The organism is Paenibacillus sp. 1SOY10, assembly GCF_056836745.1.
This window is the reverse complement of sequence record NZ_JBXENK010000009.1, coordinates 150,978-167,001: the sequence shown is the minus strand read 5'-3', so window position 1 is coordinate 167,001 and position 16,024 is coordinate 150,978. Positions and strand designations below refer to the sequence as shown.

The following is a 16,024-nucleotide window of genomic DNA, read 5'->3' as shown; positions in this document are numbered from 1 at the left end:
TGTGTTCCTTTCGGCTTTTTTATGATGAAAATGGAGCGTACGTTGGAGTTGCTGATGTACGGCCTCACCGATCGTCCTGCAGAATAACCCGTCTATCCTTTCACTTTAAGTTCCTCTCCTTATTGACAATGAGAATCATTATCAAATATACTTCGATATAAGATGTATTTTTGATGGGAGGATGGAGCCGTTGAGTAAAGTGGTAATCGTATATGCCAGCTTGACCGGCAATACGGAGGAGATGGCCGAACTGATCGCCGAGGGTGTACGCAGTACCGGAGCGACAGCCGATTTAAAGATGGTGGAGGACTGCAACGCAGTTCTTTTGATGGAATATGATGCATACTTGCTGGGAGCCTATACTTGGGGAGATGGCGAGCTTCCTGATGAATTCGAGGATTTTATCGATGAGATGAAGGAATTGGACTTGCAAGGCAGTCGTTCTGCTGCATTTGGTAGCGGGGATACTTCCTACCGATTATATTGTGCTGCCGTGGATGAGCTGGAGCAGCGGCTTCGCGAATTTGGCGCGGTCATCGTTCAGGAGCCTCTGAAGGTGGAATATGGCCCAAGTGCGGAGGAGAAGGTACTATGCCATGAATTTGGCGCTAGCTTCGCCCGCAGCCTGGAGGCGATCTCGCGCCCATGATGATGAAGCAAGTGGCGGACTATGAACTGGAGACCTGGATTCGCTCATACAAGATGGTATCGGCGGGAACCGGGCGGGGCCAGAGCCAGCGAATTACCTGGCAGCAGCGTGTTCAATACGCAGTCGGTCATGCCATCAATGACTACTTCACCTTGCCCCCCGCAGTTCGCCTCCATACCCCGATCCAGGTGCTGCTGAATCGGCGATGGCCCCGTAATCAGAGTGATTTTCCCGACCCTTTGCTTTACTGGCAGGTATATAACCAGGTTGTGGGACAACTAACCCTGATTACAGGGATGATGATCTATGATTATCCGGTGGCCTTATATGAGAATTGGAGTACCGAAGCGACGGGTCTTGATATGCAGTTATCCCTCATTGTTCAAGCCGTATGGCAGGAGCGCGGCGATCCCCGGCAGATGAAGATACAGAAGTTCCTTGTTGAGGATGACGAGGAGATGGTCGATGCCTTTGTCCACATGGCTAATGTGTTTTGGCATAGCGCTTTTGGCCGGCCCCCGGCAGAAATCGAGGTTCATGCGTTGCTGGAGGACCGCCGGTATTCCTTCACCGGAGAAACTCTCAATCTGTCCAAGTCGGTGGATTATGTGAGTTTGCTGGTTGAGGCTTGGGAGAGCGAAGCGCGGAGAGAAGACGGGGAGGGCCAGCGCAGTGCGGAATGCTCCGGGACATGCGATTTATGGCGGTTAGGTTACTCCTAGGGGACATTTACAAGCACCTATAAATTGAAGAAAAAGCGGCGAACAGGAACGCTGCTTGCAGGACAGGCTTGCCGAAGGGCCGGCCTTTTTTGTATGCGGCTGGTGAAAATATAGACGAATGCTTTATGTTCGGGAGCAAGGCGGATACAATAACAAATAGTAGAGAAAGAAAAGGAGTACGAACCCATGAATATTCAGGAGTTAAGGGAGCACCGGCAATATCCCGATAATATTGGGCAGGAGACACACCGTGCCACCTTTGAACGCGACTATTCGCGGCTGATCCATTCCCCGACCTTTCGCCGCCTGCAAGGCAAGTCACAGGTGTTCGGAGCGGGGACCGGCGATTATTACCGTACGCGCCTGACCCATTCGCTGGAGGTGGCACAAATTGCCAGAGAAGCGGCGCGAAGCTTGCTGCGTGCCTATCCGGTGGTGGCGACGGAGAAGGCAGCCCACCCCGGCCTGGTTATCGATCCCGAGGTCGTGGAATGCGCGGCGATTTGTCATGATTTTGGTCATCCTCCATTTGGTCATAAGGGCGAGGAAGTGCTAGATCAAATTCTGGAGAAGCTGATTGCAGACAAAACCAAGGAAGCTTTGAAGGGAGGGGCAGCATCGGAACAGGAGGAAGCACGGATTCGGGAAGCACTAAGGCAGAAGTATGAGCATTTTGAAGGCAATGCCCACAATTTTCGCTTAATGATGTTCCTGGAGAAGCGGGAAAATATCGACGGTCTCAATCTATCCAATGCCGTGCTGCTGGGCACCAATAAATACCCTTATCCTGGTACGGTTAACAAGAAAGGGCTGTATCTTCACGAATGGGAGTACATCTCCCATATTCGAGATGTTTGGAACATCCCTGCGGGGAAGAAAACCTTTGAAGCTCAATTAATGGACCTCTGTGATGACATTGCCTATTCGGCTCATGATCTGGAGGATGGAATCAAGGCTGGGAAGATTGAGGTGCATGAACATTTTCTGAAGGATTCCAACATCCAGCGGCTAATTGTAGAGAAGATCATGACTTTGGAGGATGCGTTCTGGGAAGGGTGGACACCAGACCGGATTGAGGTAAAGGTATCAGAGGTGCTGGACGACTTCTTGCGCATTTGGAACGAGAAAATGCCGATATGCGATCAGGATTACTCGCGTACACGCCGGGAGGTCAAGGCCTATTGGGTTAGCTTGTTTGTAGGCAATCTGGGCGTGGTGGAGGACGGCGACTGGCAGAAGGTGACGTTCGTGAAGGAAGGGCGAGAGAACCTGGATATGCTGCGTACGGTAAGTGTACTTAAGAGTTTTGCCTGGGTGACAATGATTCGCGATCTGCGGGTGCAACGTCTCCAGAAGCGCAGCGCCTGGGTGATTAAGCGGCTGTGGGATGCGTTCGTTGATCCAGAAACGTCAAAATCGATTATCCCTGGCGATTGGCTGCGGCGCTTTGACCGGGATCAGCAGAAGGCCAAGCCGATTTGGACCTGGGAGCATATGATTATCGACTACATTGCGGGGATGACCGATGCCTACGCCGAGAAGATTTACAATGAACTCTATGGGCTGAAGGTCGGGACAATTTACGATTTGGACTAAAATGAAGAAGACCTCAAATTCACCTTCTGGTGGGCTTGAGGTCTTTTTACTTATTAGAATCGGTTATAACGGCGGATTGGCGTGACACTTGCGGCATACAGGATAATAGGACTCGCTGCCGCCAATCTGAATCTGTTCTCCGGTATAGACGGGCCTGCCGTTCTCTACCCGTAGATTCATGGTCGCCTTGCGGGCGCAGAACCAGCAAATCGTCTTCATCTCTTCAATCTTGTCCGCATAGATCAGCAGCATCCGGCTTCCTTCAAAAAGCTGGTTCTGGAAGTCATTCTTCAAACCAAAGGCCATCACGGGAACATCCAATTCGTCCACGATGCGCACCAACTGTTTGATGCTCTTCTCGCTCAGGAACTGACATTCATCCACGAGGATGCAATACAGCTTCGGTGAATGACCCTGGACAATATCATAAATGTTTGTATCCTCGTAGATCGGAATAGCTTGCCGCCGCAGTCCAATTCGAGAAGACACATAACCGACTTCGTCACGATCATCCACAGCCGAAGTGAACAGCAATACCGGCTTGTTCTGCTCCTCATAGTTATGAGCGACCTTTAGAATCTCAATGGATTTGCCGCTGTTCATTGCCCCGTATTTGAAAAATAATTGTGCCAAATGATAACGTTCCCTTCTCTATGTAAATTCATGGACTCCCTCACGAAAAATCATCCACCTAAGTTAGAGGTTGTTCAAAAAGTCGTCTTCCCAGGACGGAGTTGCTCGAGGAGTAAATTCGACATCGAATCTTGAATTCAGCCGGGCCTTCCGTTGCTCACGCTCTCATGCTTCCGAAGTCGTTTTCTTCGAAAACGTGTAGCTCCGCTACTCAGTCCCTAGCTTCATCCAACCTTCTTGGTCCTGAAAACCCGACTTTTTGAACTCCACTATTAGTTCTGCCCAGCCGAGGCCTGTAAATCCTCAAATTTCTGTGCAAGCTCGGCTTCTGTGCCAAGGTGGACCTGTAAGCCTTGATAAATGTAAAATTCCTTGAGCTTCTCGCGATAAGTGGTCGCTTCTTCTTCGGTTAACGGTGCAGAGGCGAGTCGTGTCACCACCAGCAAATCCCGTGTGCTTACTTCTTCTGGCGAGTGGGACAGAATCTCCTTAATCTCATCCGTAATGGGGCTTGCCTGAGCAGTCTCAGTACCCGTGGCTGCATAATCCGCAGCATTCGACGATGAATTAGCCGCCTGGCCTTGCAGCATATAGGTCATCACGACAATAACTAGCAGCAGAATGGATATAAAGATATGTAAAAGTGACTTTTTCCAGCTTCCTTTTTTAAAGTAAATATACGAAAACAAAAACATCATAGCAACAATAAAATAGATGGCAATGATTGCGCCGGCTATTTCCAAACCTTGAATTAGGGTCATTCATTTCTCCTTATCTATATGTAATCGTAAGTCTCATTGACTCTCCATGAGGGATGACTAGGGAAGACAAAGGCTAGTATAGTCACACGTTTACCAATTGTCAATGAACAGGACAGGTGTCGAAAATTTGAGGAATTTTTGTAAATAAAATAATCAAAATTATAAAATGAAATAAAATTTACAAAACTTAACGCTTAGCTAATATCCGCTTAATATAAGCTTTCTATACTGAGGCTACTACTCAATATTAGGAGGCTTTATTCGTTCATGAACAAGAATTCGCGTTGGACAAGCCTGGTATGCACACTGGCTATCTCGCTTGCCCTTACGGCATGTGGAGCCGCTTCATCCCCATCTGCCACTAATTCCACAGCTTCGCAAGACCCATCCAATTCTTCGGCCGCCCCGGCAAGCAGTTGGCTGCAGCAAGCAGAACTGGACAAGACGGAGACGACAGCAGAGCTGTATGAGCAAGCCAAGCAAGAAGGCAAGGTTACCGTCTATTCTCAATCAAGCCGAATCAAGGACGTGAAGGCCAGCTTCGAAGCAGAATATCCGGGCATTGAGGTTGAGGCTTATGATATGTCGACGAATGAAATGATTGAGAAGATTACGCGTGAGCAAGAAGCGGGTCTATATAATGTAGACGTTGTATTCATTAAGGATGCGGGTGGTACCGTGTCGGAGGAATTGGTGACCTCTGGCGCGCTACATGCTTATATGCCGGAAGATATCGTGAGCAAGCTCGCTCCGGGCTTTGAGGATTCCCCGGGGTTGCCATTTTATTTCTCTACACGAACCATTTTTTACAATACCGAAGCTTATAGCGAAGCCCCTGTGAACAACTGGTGGGACCTGACGGACGAGAAATGGAAAGGCAAGGTTGTCATTGACGATCCTATGCTCTCCGCTGACACGATGGATTTGCTGGTAACTATGGTTGCTAACAGTGAGGATATGGCCGCTGCCTATAAAGAGAAATTTGGCGAGGAAATCGTGCTGAACGATACGGAGAATGCTGGTTATGAATTTATCAAGCGTCTGTTGGCTAACGACCCGGTATTCGTGCAATCGAGTGATGATGTCGTGACTGCTGTGGGTACGGCCGGTCAGCAAAATCCGCCGCTTGGCGTAACTACCTCCAGCAAGTCCCGGAACATTGTCGATAAAGGCTTCAAGATGCAATTTGTATACGATACGGCGCCTAAAATGTCTGTTGCAGGCACGTCCTATCTGTATATGGCCGATCAGGCCAGCCATACCCATGCCGCCAAGCTGTTGATTCGCTGGATGGCCGGAGAGAGCGATGGTACGGCTGAAGGCTTCCGTCCTTACAATGTTCTAGGCTCATGGTCTACAAGAACAGATATTAAGCTGACGGAACAACGCCCTACAAGCGAGCTTAATTTGTGGCCATATGACGGTAAGTTCTTGTATCAGAACACGCAAAAAGTGATTGATTTCATATTAGCCAATAAGTAGCAGGGATGGTGTAGCAATTGTCGGTATCACAGGAGGGGACGCGGTCCCCTCGTTCTTCTTATCGTTGGCAACGTTTGTTTAATCGTTTGAAGGGGTATGCCGTAAGCCCCCTGTATTTGATTACTGGCGTGTCCTTGTTATTTCTGGCCTATACCGTATTGCTCCCATTATGGGAGATTTTCAAGCAGAGCTTGCAGTGGACAGCGAGTGATGCCAGACGTGTAGAGGGGGCTGTGTCCGGCGAGTTCACGCTGCATCACTGGATACGTGTAATCAGCAGTGAGATTAGCCAATCCCTGCTATATGAGCCATTGCTTAATTCCGTAAATATCAGCATCTGGGTATCAGCCTTGTCCATGATCATCGGCGGAGTGCTGGCCTGGCTAACCACCAAAACAAATCTTCCATTCAAGAAGACCCTGGTCTTCCTGGCGATTATTCCGTATATGCTGCCCTCCTGGATTACGTCGTTTGCCTGGATTTCGGTATTCAAGAACGACCGGATCGGCGGAAGCCAGGGTATTGTTCAGATGCTGTTTGGCATCCAGCCGCCTGATTGGGTGTCCTACGGTTTCCTGCCGATTGTTATCTGCTTGAGCTTGAACTATTTCACCTTTTTCTTCCTGCTAATCTCTGTGACATTAGGCTCGATCAATACCAGCCTGGAGGAAACCGCCAGTCTGCTGGGGGCCAGTCGATTTACCGTATTACGCAAGGTGACGTTCCCGTTAGTGATGCCGGCCATTCTGTCGGCCTTCATCCTGACCTTCTCGAAAGCGTTAGGTTCGTTTGGGGTCCCTGCTTTCCTGGGATTACCCATCAAATACTACACGATTGCTACGATGCTGCATGGCAGCATGCAAAACCGCATGGTATCGGAATCTTACATCTTGAGCTTGATTTTGCTGCTGGTCTGCGCGTCGACCATATATATGAATCAACGAATGATTGGACGCCGCAAGAGCTACGCCACCGTGGGCGGTAAGGATTCGCGCAAGGTATTGTTTGATTTGGGGCGCTGGAAGTGGCCGGTTGCCATTGCTGTTCTGTGCTTTATGGTGGGCATCGCCATTGTGCCTATGCTCATTTTGGTTCTGCAATCTTTTATGCTGGCTGAGGGTGATTTTAGCTGGAGCAACTTCACCTTACATTTCTGGACGGGGCAATCCAATCCGCGTATTGCGTCAGGCGAGGTAGGGGTGCTGGTCAATAACAGTATTGGGCAAGCCCTCGGTAACTCGCTGCATATTGCTCTGGTGGCTTCCGCTGTAGCCAGCGTGGTTGGGCTGCTATTCGGCTACATTATCGTCAAGCGGCGCAACTCTTTGTCTTCAAGGCTCATTGAGCAGGTATCCTTCTTGCCTTATCTGATTCCCGGCATTGCGTTATCCGCGATCTATTTGTCGATGTTTGCCAAGCCAACGTTGTTCCTGCCGGCGCTATACGGCACCATGACCTTAATTATCTTGATCTCTATCGTCAATGAGCTGCCCTTCGCCACCCGCTCGGGGGCAAGCACCATGTATCAGATTGGCGGTGAATTGGAGGAAGCGGCTCAAATGCAGGGAGCAAGCTGGTTCAAGCGATTTACTCGTATTCTGCTGCCGCTTTGTCACAAGGGACTCTTCGGAAGCTTCCTGCTGTTATTTATCAGTGTCATGAAGGAACTGGATCTAATCATTCTACTGGTAACGCCGCAAACGGGAACATTGACCACGCTCATCTATAAATACGCGGAGCAGGGCTTCCAGCAGTACGCCAACGCCATTATGGTCATTATTGTAGCTATTATTCTGGTGATGTACTTCCTGGCGAGCAAGCTTGGTAAGGCGGATCTGACCAAAGGAATCGGAGGTTAATGAATAACGATGAATCTGATTGAATTGAAGCAAATTAACAAGCAGTTTGCGGGCCAGCCCATATTGAAGAATATTGATTTGGTAGTGGAAGAAGGCGACTTCATGACGTTCCTTGGCCCTTCCGGCTGCGGTAAAACAACCACCCTGCGTGTCATCGCCGGGTTGGAAAATCCAGAGGGAGGTATTGTGCGTATCGGGGGCACTACAGTGGCAGATGGAGATAAGCTGCAATTTGTGCCGCCAGCGAAACGTGGGCTTAACCTTGTCTTTCAGAACTATGCGCTTTGGCCTCATATGACGGTCATGGAGAACGTAGCTTTCGGCTTACAGATGAAGAAGCTGCCCAAGCCAGAGATTCGTGCCAAGGTCGAAGCCACACTGGGGAAGCTGCACATTCTGGATTACAAGGATCGCTATCCGTCCGAATTGTCTGGCGGACAGCAGCAACGCGTAGCCATTGCCCGGGCGATTGTGACCGAGCCGCGGATCTTGTTGCTGGATGAACCGTTGTCCAATCTGGATGCCAAGCTAAGAGTGGAGATGCGTTCGGAACTGAAGCGGCTTCATCGTGAACTGAATACTACGGTGATTTATGTAACGCATGATCAATCGGAGGCACTGACCCTGTCAACAAAGGTGGCGGTATTTTCCGAGGGGAGACTGCTTCAGGTAGACACGCCGCGCAACCTGTATCGTCGGCCACGACATGTGAAGATTGCTGATTTTATCGGGAATCCCAAGATCAATCTGCTCTCCGCCAGCTACTGGCAAGAGAACGAGGGGACGGGAAGCACCCGCATTGATTCTCCGCTGGGCAGTATTTCGCTAGAGGGCTTGATTCCCCCGGGTAAGGGGAAGGTTACTCTGGCGGTTCGTCCCGAGGATATGACCATTTCCCATGAGCCGACAGGACAGGCGGTACCCTTTCAAGTTTATGCCGTCCTGCCGGCGGGATCGGAGACGTTAATCCAATTGCAAAGCGGAGATACAGGGTTGCTTGTGAAGGAGATCGGCGAGCAGGATTATGTGCTGGACTCTATCGTATGGCTGGACATCGATCCCCGCAAATTGCTGGTATACGATGGAGAGAGTGGCGAACTGCTATCGCTATAGGCTCGCTGGCAGAATCACTTGGGAATCAGTGAAGCATATTGCTTGCGCAACTGGTTCAGGTAGTTGAGCTTGGGCAGGGCCTGCTCCTGCTCGGCTTGCCCAATGCCGACGATCAGGCTCTCGACCAATACGGTCGGGGCCACCATGGAATGGAAGTCTGTCAACTGGCCGCGATAACAATAGAGCACAATATCGGCCTCATTAAGCATGTCCGATACCATGAAGTCGGTGATGAAGATCGTTTGGTAGTTTACTTTCTTGCCGAGCTGCATAATGGCCTTGGTCTCTGGCAGCACATTGGAGAAGCCGAACACGATCACGACATCATCGGCTTGCAAATGCATCAACGTCTCATAAATTTCATGGCCGCCTCGGCCCATACTAATAATTCTCATCCCGTAGCGCTTGAGACGGAAAGAGAGAAGCTCTCCCAGACCGTGAGCGGGACCGGGCGCATAAATATAGATGGAGCGGGCTTCCCGCAAGGCTGCGATGGCGCGTTGGAAGTCAAGCAGGGATAGCTTGTCCGCCGTCTCGTTGAGATATTGTACGCCAAGCTCCAGCATTTGGACGGGCAGATCCTCACTGCCTACCTTGTCTATCAGATTGCGAATTTTATAGGCGGGTGCGGGGGTATATTCAGGATTGTCCGCAAGCATCTGCTTGAATTCCTTAAAATTCTTGAAGCCGATAACTCGCCAGAAGCGGGAGATGGAGGCAATACTCACCTGCGTTCGGTCCGCCATCTCTTGCTCGGTCAAATAGGCTAGGAGACTTGTGTTTTTTTCGATGAAATCGGCAATTTTCTTTTGTTTCTTGGACAGTTTGTCCATATCCCATTGGAAACGTTGATTCACGGTAAGTAGCTCCTTCGCGGATGGTCGATTTTTCGGAAAATATGCCTTCATTATACTGCAAGGCTTTCCTCTCTGAAACAAATTTTACATTTTTAATAAAAGTAAGTTTTTATAGCTGAAATTTTACCTTCGAAGTACAAATTGTTCATTAAGGAGTTTGACTATAGATGAAGATTGATTTTCATATCCATGTAAAACTGTCCAAAAAGGTCTCGTTCTCTCCTGATTATTTCCGCGACATGATTGCCGAAGCCAAACAAGAGGGACTGGATGCCATTACAATGACTGAACACTTCAATACGCTACGCTTCCATGACATTTATGAAGATTTGGACCGGAGATACCCTTATCTCGGCCATTATTATGATGTGGACGGGTTTAAGGTCTTCCCCGGCATGGAGGTGGATGTGGCGGAAGGAGGTCATATCCTCGTCATCGGGACACGCGAGTCCATTCTGGCGGTACGTGCCGGGCTGGAAGGTCACACTACACCTGAGACTTTTGTTCCCTTTGACCAGTTGATAAGCCTGTGTGCGGCGCATGAGTTGTTGATTATCGGAGCCCATCCGTTCAGAGAAAGCAATTCGCTCCAGCGTTTGACCCCTGAGCAGCTTGCCCGGCTGGATGCCGTGGATCTGAATGCGAAGGACCTGCGCACCTACGGCGTGGAGGCGATGCAGGCACAGATGACAGCTTGGGCGGCGGAGCAGCAATTGCCACTGGTTGGAGGGAGTGATACGCATCATCCTCTTCAGGCGGGAAGCATCATCAATACGTTGGAACGTGCTTGTGAGACAGTTCCTGAATTGAAGCAATGCATTCAGGAAGGAGCCTACTCTATCACGATCTCGCCTTGTTTGCCTGTCAAGGTACGGGCTGCAGATGAGGTGAAGCAGCTATTGCAGGCCGAACTGCTACGGCATAGCTGATGGGAGCGGATATGGAGACGGAAGAGGAAGGGGCTGTCATGCGGTGGTCAGCCAGCGAAACGGTGATCGTCAGCGATCTGGACGGTACATTGCTGGATCGTCAGCAGCAGATTAGCCCGGAGAATGCGGAGGCTATTGCCGCATTTCGCAAGGCCGGGGGAACATTCGTCATCGCCACGGGACGGCCTTGGGCTTCGGCGCTGCCGTATGCGCGGCAGTTGGAGTTGGAACAGCCGTTTATTGCAGGCAATGGAGCACAGCTGTATTGTCCGCGAAGGAGTGCTGTGCTGCACGCGTCCAGGCTGTCCATTGAGCCGGAGCATAGTCGGTGGCTATATGAGCAGCAAGTGCAGGGGAAGGGTCTTGGTCTGCTACTATATGATGGCGACCAAATGCTAACCCCTTGCCGCAATGACTTGATCATACAGCATGATCGGAAGGACAACGTGCTGAGTACGGCAGTGGAGTTGGTTGAGTGGCAGGAGGTAGCCCGGAGTGCTGTTAAGCTGCTGGCTGTTGCTGCAACGCCAGAGATTGCCGAGGTGCTGGAATACCAGTGGAGCCGATTGCGGCCAGACAGCACCACCGTTTTCTCAGAGAGTAACTACTTCGAGATCTTGCCTGATGGCTGCTGTAAGGGGAGCGCTTTGCGACAGCTTGTCTCCAGGCAAGGCTGGCAGCATAAGCATCTTATCGCGGTCGGCGATCAAATGAATGATGCCGAGTTGCTTGAAGCAGCTACCCTTGGCATGGCTACGGGAAATGCGATAGCTGCCCTGAAGGATAGGGCTGATGCCGTAACAGTATCGCATGAAAGGCACGCAATAGCCCAGATTATTAAGGAAAGGATTGCCGATCTTACCCCTGTGTTCCAATCTACAAAAGCGACGGAGGAAAAGGCTCTCTAGCAATCTAGCATAAGTCCACGCAGCCGGAAGCTTCCCGTCATACTATACAAAATAGCTACTCTATGACTGGAGGGGAGATTATGCCGGTTATTCGCTTATATTTGACGGCGGAGAGTACAATAACAGGCAGTGTCAATACGACAACAACAACGTCTGTAGTCCCTACGGTTCAACGTTATTCGGCAGCGATTGTGTTAGGGGATATTCTGGGGACTACGACAACTCTGGCAGCTACCCGCTTCACGAACAACAGTGGGGCGACTGTACCAGCGGGAGGGCTGGTTGTCCCGACGGCCAATGGATACTACAACTTGTATGTCAACGGGGTCATGCAACGTGGTGGATTAAGTACCTTGACACCTACTAGTCTGGTCATTAACTCTGCCTTGGTGATTGGCGCTACGGTTGTAGTGAAGGTAGTTAATTTTAACTCAACCTCCAACTCAGTATCCAATACAAGCAACCTGTCCGTCACGACTACCGTAACTTATTGAAAATGCAAAAACACCAAAGCAAGCTCTTGGCGGGCTTTGGTGTTTTTGGCATGAACTTGTTCATGCCACTGCACCCGGCATCTAATGTTCCCTCGGCAATTGTTTAATGGCTTGCTCCAGCTAAGCCTTGTATAAGCCAATCATCCGGAATAGTGATAGTAACTTGGTTCATCTCTATATATTAACGAACGATTGTTAGTTATAATGATTGGTGATGTACTAGGGTTAGAAAACTTTTGAAGGGAGTATTGATAATATTGAAACAAACTCGTCAGTTGGGTCTGTTTTTCGATACAAATGGAGTATTGATTCAGAATCATAATAAAAACTTGATCCTCCATGTTGCCATAGATCTCTTCTCGCAAAATGGCTACAATGCTGTCTCAATCAGAGATATCACTAGAGATGTCGGCATAAAGGAGAGCTCTTTGTACAATCATTTTAAAAGTAAGAAGGTGATATTACAAACGATTTATTATAATTTTCGAATGGACATAGCCAAAATCATCCCCCCACTGGATCGCCTTGATTCTATTGTATCGGACATAAATATAGAAGTGTTTCTGACTCAAGGCTTTCATAACTTTCTGGAGCACGTTCAGCACACGCAGATGGAAAAGATTTGGCGAATAATTTATTTGGAACAAGTAAGAGACAAAGAAGCAAGGGAAATTTACCTTAACGATATCATGGAGGGTATATGTAATTGTATGGAAACTACATTTAGAAAGTATATTGCCCTTGGTCAACTTCAATTACACGACCCTAGAATGCTCTCCATTCAATACCAATATCCATTGTTTATGATGGTCAACTCTTATATTTTAAGGCGGTTGGATGGACAAGAGACAGCAAGTATTGAACAAATGATGGTAAAGCATATTCATCATTTTCTAAGTTTGTTTCGGTTACACAAGTAAAGGAGGGAGTCATGGAATGAATGAGGAACAGCATTACACTTCTATATACAGGAAGAGTGGCCAACCAGAGCTTTTCATAGAAGCATATAATCATACACTTGGGTTATGGAAGGTGCCTGTTGAAGGTGTATTTGTACCTACTTCGTTTGGTCAGATTCATGTTCTAATTACCGGGCCGAAAGATGCCGAACCATTAATACTGCTGCATGGTTATGGGTTCAGTTCGACAGTTGGCTAGACCATATTGAAGCGCTGAGCCGTTGCTATAGAGTATATGCTGTGGATTTTCCGGGAGATATCAATATGAGTCGCTCAATAAAACCAATCAAGAATAAAGACGATTGTGCGGCGTGGTTTATGGAGCTACTGGATGGTCTACATATCGATAAAGCACATGTTTGCGGACACTCCTTTGGCGGATTCCTTGCTTTGATCCTCGCTGCCCGCGTATCCTCGCGAATACGAAAAGTAATCCTTTTGGCCCCAGCAGCAAGCCTGCAGCCACAAAGTAAAGGGTTCTTTATCCGATGTTTCCTTGCAGGAATGATGCCTACAACATCAAGAATCAATCAGTTAATGGAGTTCATGACTGGTAAGGGAAACTACATCAATCAGACGATCAAAAATCAGTTCATTATTGGCATGCAAAATGCACTTCCACGAACTCAATTATTTGTTTCATACATAAAGGATGCTGAATTACAGTTAATTAAAGCTCCAGTTCTGCTGCTCATAGGTGATCAGGACATTCAATATAATGTTGAGAAAGCTGTTGCACGGGCCCGCAAGCTTATAAAGGATATTGAAATAAATGTCATTCCCCAAACAGGGCATGGACTGCCACTGGAAAAACCTAAAGTTATCAATGGACTGATGCTGGATTTTCTCAGTTCCAGCTAATGAAGATAAAGAGGAGCTTGAATTAATGGAGTTGCACTGCCCTCCCATGGTCTTAGCCTTGCCTACGGGGGACGATCAGGGCAGCGCTTCATTTGGCATTGTATTGAAGAGATTTCAACTACGGTTGCAGCTCCCTCATCAGCTTCACGATTTGCCTTGTCGTATTGACGTTCCTTACGGTCATTTGCGCGTAAAGTCTGGAGCCTATGAGCTTGTTCATACCGCTGCGCCCGGCATCGGCGCGATCAACCGAATACAGCACCGCGCCTGGGGCAAATAGCAGGGTCCCGACACCTGGCTTCAGGGGCAATTCCGCTGGAACGGTGTCTTCGTCTACTTCGTCCCAGAGAAACAATACATCACTCTTCAATCGCTCGTCGTTGGTCCAATCCTCCGGCAGCATAGCGGCTACCCATTCCATCTGCTCCAGACTGCGAACCAGAACCCGGATGCGAAGCCCAAATTCGGCTTCAATTGCTGCTTCCAGCACTGTCGCGAGGTCGGTCCGGGACAACTGGTCGTTGACAAATATGATATTGCCCGAATTAATATACGTCTTGACTCGTTGCATCCCCGCTAACTCAAACGCAGCTTTGAGCGCCTTCATATCAACCTTGTTGTTGCCTCCTACGTTAATGCCGCGCAGCAGTGCTACATAGATCACGGTATCATCTCCTTTTGTTGGGCCTATCTCCTCCGGGCCATCACGTGCAGTGTCTTACGACATAAATTTAATAAGATAGGAGCTATCTCTATGAATGAGTTGAAATTAAAGCAAGATTGGATGAAGCAATGGCTTGATACCCATTTTGATACCCCTCATCGCGAATTCCTTATGTCACATCCGGCCAAGACGGATGAAGATGATTTTGGCGTGCCGATTGATATGCAGGTTGGGAAAGTGGATGAAGAGGGATGGGTAAGATGGAATATGATTCCCTCAACAGTAACTGCTATACAGATTCGCGAACTTGAGCGTGCTTACGGCCTTCCTGTGACCGTGCCTCCACTGTATGAAGCTTATTTGACAACATGTCATCTAATGAGTGTGATATTGAGATACGATCATTTCAGCATTGAATTACCGGGTCTGCCGTCGAGCCATCCGCTCCGACATTTGCAAGTCTTATGGGAGAACGGGAAATCGTTAATCGCACAGGGTTATATTCCCTTCGCCACTTATGAGGACGGGGCAGGTCCAATATGCTGGGATACGCATAAGCCGCAGACAGATGGAGATTATTCCGTTGTAGGGTTCGATCATGAAGCACTTACTGACGGCGAGAGCATCAACCGTTCCTTTTTGGAGACTTCCGCGCAAGGGTTATTTCCTGGTTTTCGAGAGTTGCTGGTCTCTAGCCAAGCGTGATGAATTCAATCTATTAACTCTCCCAAGCCATATGGTCAAAGTTACCGTCACTATCAAAGAACTTATTTCAAATTATAATTTATCAAGCACATTGCAATCCACTCTTTTAAAATTGTGGGAAGCTGTGTTGAACGCTTATAATAATGGCAAATACGAAAGGTTAGCCAAAAGTCGAGGAGGTAGCCGATGCTGGACAACAGATTCGCGAATAGCAAAGCATTTTGGGCCCGGTATGAATGGAGGCTTCAGGACGATTTCTCATATCCGGATCTTGAAGATGAGCCGATTCGGATGAAAGTCACGGAGGAGGCTTCTTTGTTGGTCGAAACGGGTGATGATTTCTCCTACATTTCGCTGCTTTTTGAGGAGAAGGGACAAGAGGAACTGGAGATCGCCTGGGATGATGAGGGTCATTTTCACCCCTTTGTCTTGCGTATTGAAGAATGGAATGCACTATCCAAGCGAATCGCAGCCAACTATGGAACTGAGGTGTGGATTCCCGGACTGTTACTCCAGCGCTTTGTAGGGTTCACATCTCGCTCGGAGCTGGATGCCATTATGGAGCAGGGCAAGGCGTTGCGCAAGCAATCCGGCCTCTATACCGAAGCAGAGATTGATAACTGGCCACAGCATCCGGTGCAGACGCATGAGGGCTTCTGGGAGAGCGTTGACCGTAAGTGGCGGCTGCAAGAACCGTATGGCTGGGTCTTTGAGGGCGAGGATGCCTACTCCCTGCGAATTGCAGATAATCCCGACTTTCCTTATGAAGTGTGGAACCGGATGATTGCTGAGTCTTTACGGCTATGAAATAACGACTTTACACCCTTGTTGC

Annotated in this window: 18 protein-coding genes; 14 read left to right on the top strand and 4 right to left on the bottom strand. The window is 48.8% G+C overall.

Annotation, left to right across the window (positions count from 1 at the left end; translation table 11 throughout):
* Positions 1-181: 181 nt before the first annotated feature.
* The 3 genes from AC1VOR_RS18840 to AC1VOR_RS18830 all read left to right on the top strand — a co-directional run bounded on the left by AC1VOR_RS18840 (position 182) and on the right by AC1VOR_RS18830 (position 2,967).
* Complete coding sequence (locus tag AC1VOR_RS18840) at positions 182-649, top strand: flavodoxin (protein WP_482620076.1); 468 nt, start codon at positions 182-184, stop codon at positions 647-649.
* The gene (locus tag AC1VOR_RS18835; protein WP_482620075.1) at positions 646-1,371 is read left to right on the top strand and encodes a hypothetical protein; all 726 of its coding nucleotides are present in this window, start codon (positions 646-648) and stop codon (positions 1,369-1,371) included. Before AC1VOR_RS18840 ends, AC1VOR_RS18835 begins: the two co-directional genes overlap by 4 nt.
* A 186-nt stretch (positions 1,372-1,557) precedes the next feature.
* The gene (locus tag AC1VOR_RS18830) at positions 1,558-2,967 is read left to right on the top strand and encodes a deoxyguanosinetriphosphate triphosphohydrolase family protein (RefSeq protein WP_482620073.1); all 1,410 of its coding nucleotides are present in this window, start codon (positions 1,558-1,560) and stop codon (positions 2,965-2,967) included.
* Between the two features lie 63 nt (positions 2,968-3,030).
* On the opposite strand, the gene AC1VOR_RS18825 is transcribed toward AC1VOR_RS18830, so the two are convergent.
* Entirely contained in the window at positions 3,031-3,600 is a 570-nt protein-coding gene (locus AC1VOR_RS18825) for a thymidine kinase (protein ID WP_482620072.1), read from the bottom strand.
* Positions 3,601-3,872: 272 nt separating this feature from the next.
* Positions 3,873-4,361, bottom strand: coding sequence for a hypothetical protein (locus AC1VOR_RS18820; protein WP_482620070.1), 489 nt, complete (start codon positions 4,359-4,361; stop codon positions 3,873-3,875).
* A 267-nt stretch (positions 4,362-4,628) separates the two neighbouring features.
* Between AC1VOR_RS18820 and AC1VOR_RS18815 the strand changes: the two genes are divergently transcribed.
* The 3 genes from AC1VOR_RS18815 to AC1VOR_RS18805 are packed head-to-tail and all read left to right on the top strand — an operon-like array spanning position 4,629 to position 8,815.
* A complete protein-coding gene (locus tag AC1VOR_RS18815; protein ID WP_482620068.1) occupies positions 4,629-5,843 on the top strand; it encodes an ABC transporter substrate-binding protein in 1,215 nt (404 codons plus the stop codon).
* A gap of 17 nt (positions 5,844-5,860) precedes the next feature.
* Complete coding sequence (locus AC1VOR_RS18810; RefSeq protein ID WP_482620066.1) at positions 5,861-7,702, top strand: ABC transporter permease; 1,842 nt, start codon at positions 5,861-5,863, stop codon at positions 7,700-7,702.
* A gap of 9 nt (positions 7,703-7,711) precedes the next feature.
* Positions 7,712-8,815 (top strand): ABC transporter ATP-binding protein, encoded by a 1,104-nt coding sequence (locus AC1VOR_RS18805; RefSeq protein WP_482620064.1) that lies wholly within the window; start codon positions 7,712-7,714, stop codon positions 8,813-8,815.
* A gap of 14 nt (positions 8,816-8,829) precedes the next feature.
* On the opposite strand, the gene AC1VOR_RS18800 is transcribed toward AC1VOR_RS18805, so the two are convergent.
* On the bottom strand, positions 8,830-9,672 hold the full coding sequence (locus tag AC1VOR_RS18800) for a MurR/RpiR family transcriptional regulator (RefSeq protein WP_482620063.1): 843 nt from the start codon (positions 9,670-9,672) through the stop codon (positions 8,830-8,832).
* 167 nt (positions 9,673-9,839) lie between these two features.
* Here AC1VOR_RS18800 and AC1VOR_RS18795 point away from each other — a divergent pair, with 167 nt between their 5' ends.
* The 6 genes from AC1VOR_RS18795 (at position 9,840) to AC1VOR_RS18770 (ending at position 13,823) form a co-directional block, all read left to right on the top strand.
* Complete coding sequence (locus tag AC1VOR_RS18795; RefSeq protein ID WP_482620062.1) at positions 9,840-10,601, top strand: PHP domain-containing protein; 762 nt, start codon at positions 9,840-9,842, stop codon at positions 10,599-10,601.
* 11 nt (positions 10,602-10,612) lie between these two features.
* Positions 10,613-11,509 (top strand): Cof-type HAD-IIB family hydrolase, encoded by an 897-nt coding sequence (locus tag AC1VOR_RS18790; RefSeq protein ID WP_482620060.1) that lies wholly within the window; start codon positions 10,613-10,615, stop codon positions 11,507-11,509.
* An 80-nt stretch (positions 11,510-11,589) separates the two neighbouring features.
* Positions 11,590-12,003, top strand: coding sequence for a DUF4183 domain-containing protein (locus AC1VOR_RS18785; protein ID WP_482620058.1), 414 nt, complete (start codon positions 11,590-11,592; stop codon positions 12,001-12,003).
* Positions 12,004-12,260: 257 nt separating this feature from the next.
* Positions 12,261-12,923, top strand: a complete 663-nt coding sequence (locus AC1VOR_RS18780) for a TetR/AcrR family transcriptional regulator (protein ID WP_482620056.1) — start codon at positions 12,261-12,263, stop codon at positions 12,921-12,923.
* A gap of 16 nt (positions 12,924-12,939) precedes the next feature.
* Positions 12,940-13,161: a hypothetical protein gene (locus tag AC1VOR_RS18775; protein ID WP_482620055.1), complete on the top strand. Its 222-nt coding sequence runs from the start codon at positions 12,940-12,942 to the stop codon at positions 13,159-13,161.
* The gene (locus AC1VOR_RS18770; protein ID WP_482620121.1) at positions 13,116-13,823 is read left to right on the top strand and encodes an alpha/beta fold hydrolase; all 708 of its coding nucleotides are present in this window, start codon (positions 13,116-13,118) and stop codon (positions 13,821-13,823) included. Before AC1VOR_RS18775 ends, AC1VOR_RS18770 begins: the two co-directional genes overlap by 46 nt.
* A gap of 118 nt (positions 13,824-13,941) precedes the next feature.
* On the opposite strand, the gene AC1VOR_RS18765 is transcribed toward AC1VOR_RS18770, so the two are convergent.
* Positions 13,942-14,487 carry a DUF1697 domain-containing protein gene (locus AC1VOR_RS18765; RefSeq protein ID WP_482620053.1) on the bottom strand — a complete coding sequence of 182 codons (546 nt, stop codon included), beginning with the start codon at positions 14,485-14,487 and terminating at the stop codon, positions 13,942-13,944.
* A 90-nt stretch (positions 14,488-14,577) separates the two neighbouring features.
* Here AC1VOR_RS18765 and AC1VOR_RS18760 point away from each other — a divergent pair, with 90 nt between their 5' ends.
* Together AC1VOR_RS18760 and AC1VOR_RS18755 are read left to right on the top strand one after the other, a co-directional pair.
* On the top strand, positions 14,578-15,192 hold the full coding sequence (locus tag AC1VOR_RS18760; RefSeq protein ID WP_482620051.1) for a hypothetical protein: 615 nt from the start codon (positions 14,578-14,580) through the stop codon (positions 15,190-15,192).
* A gap of 186 nt (positions 15,193-15,378) precedes the next feature.
* The gene (locus tag AC1VOR_RS18755; protein ID WP_482620049.1) at positions 15,379-15,999 is read left to right on the top strand and encodes a hypothetical protein; all 621 of its coding nucleotides are present in this window, start codon (positions 15,379-15,381) and stop codon (positions 15,997-15,999) included.
* The last annotated feature ends 25 nt before the right edge of the window (positions 16,000-16,024 follow it).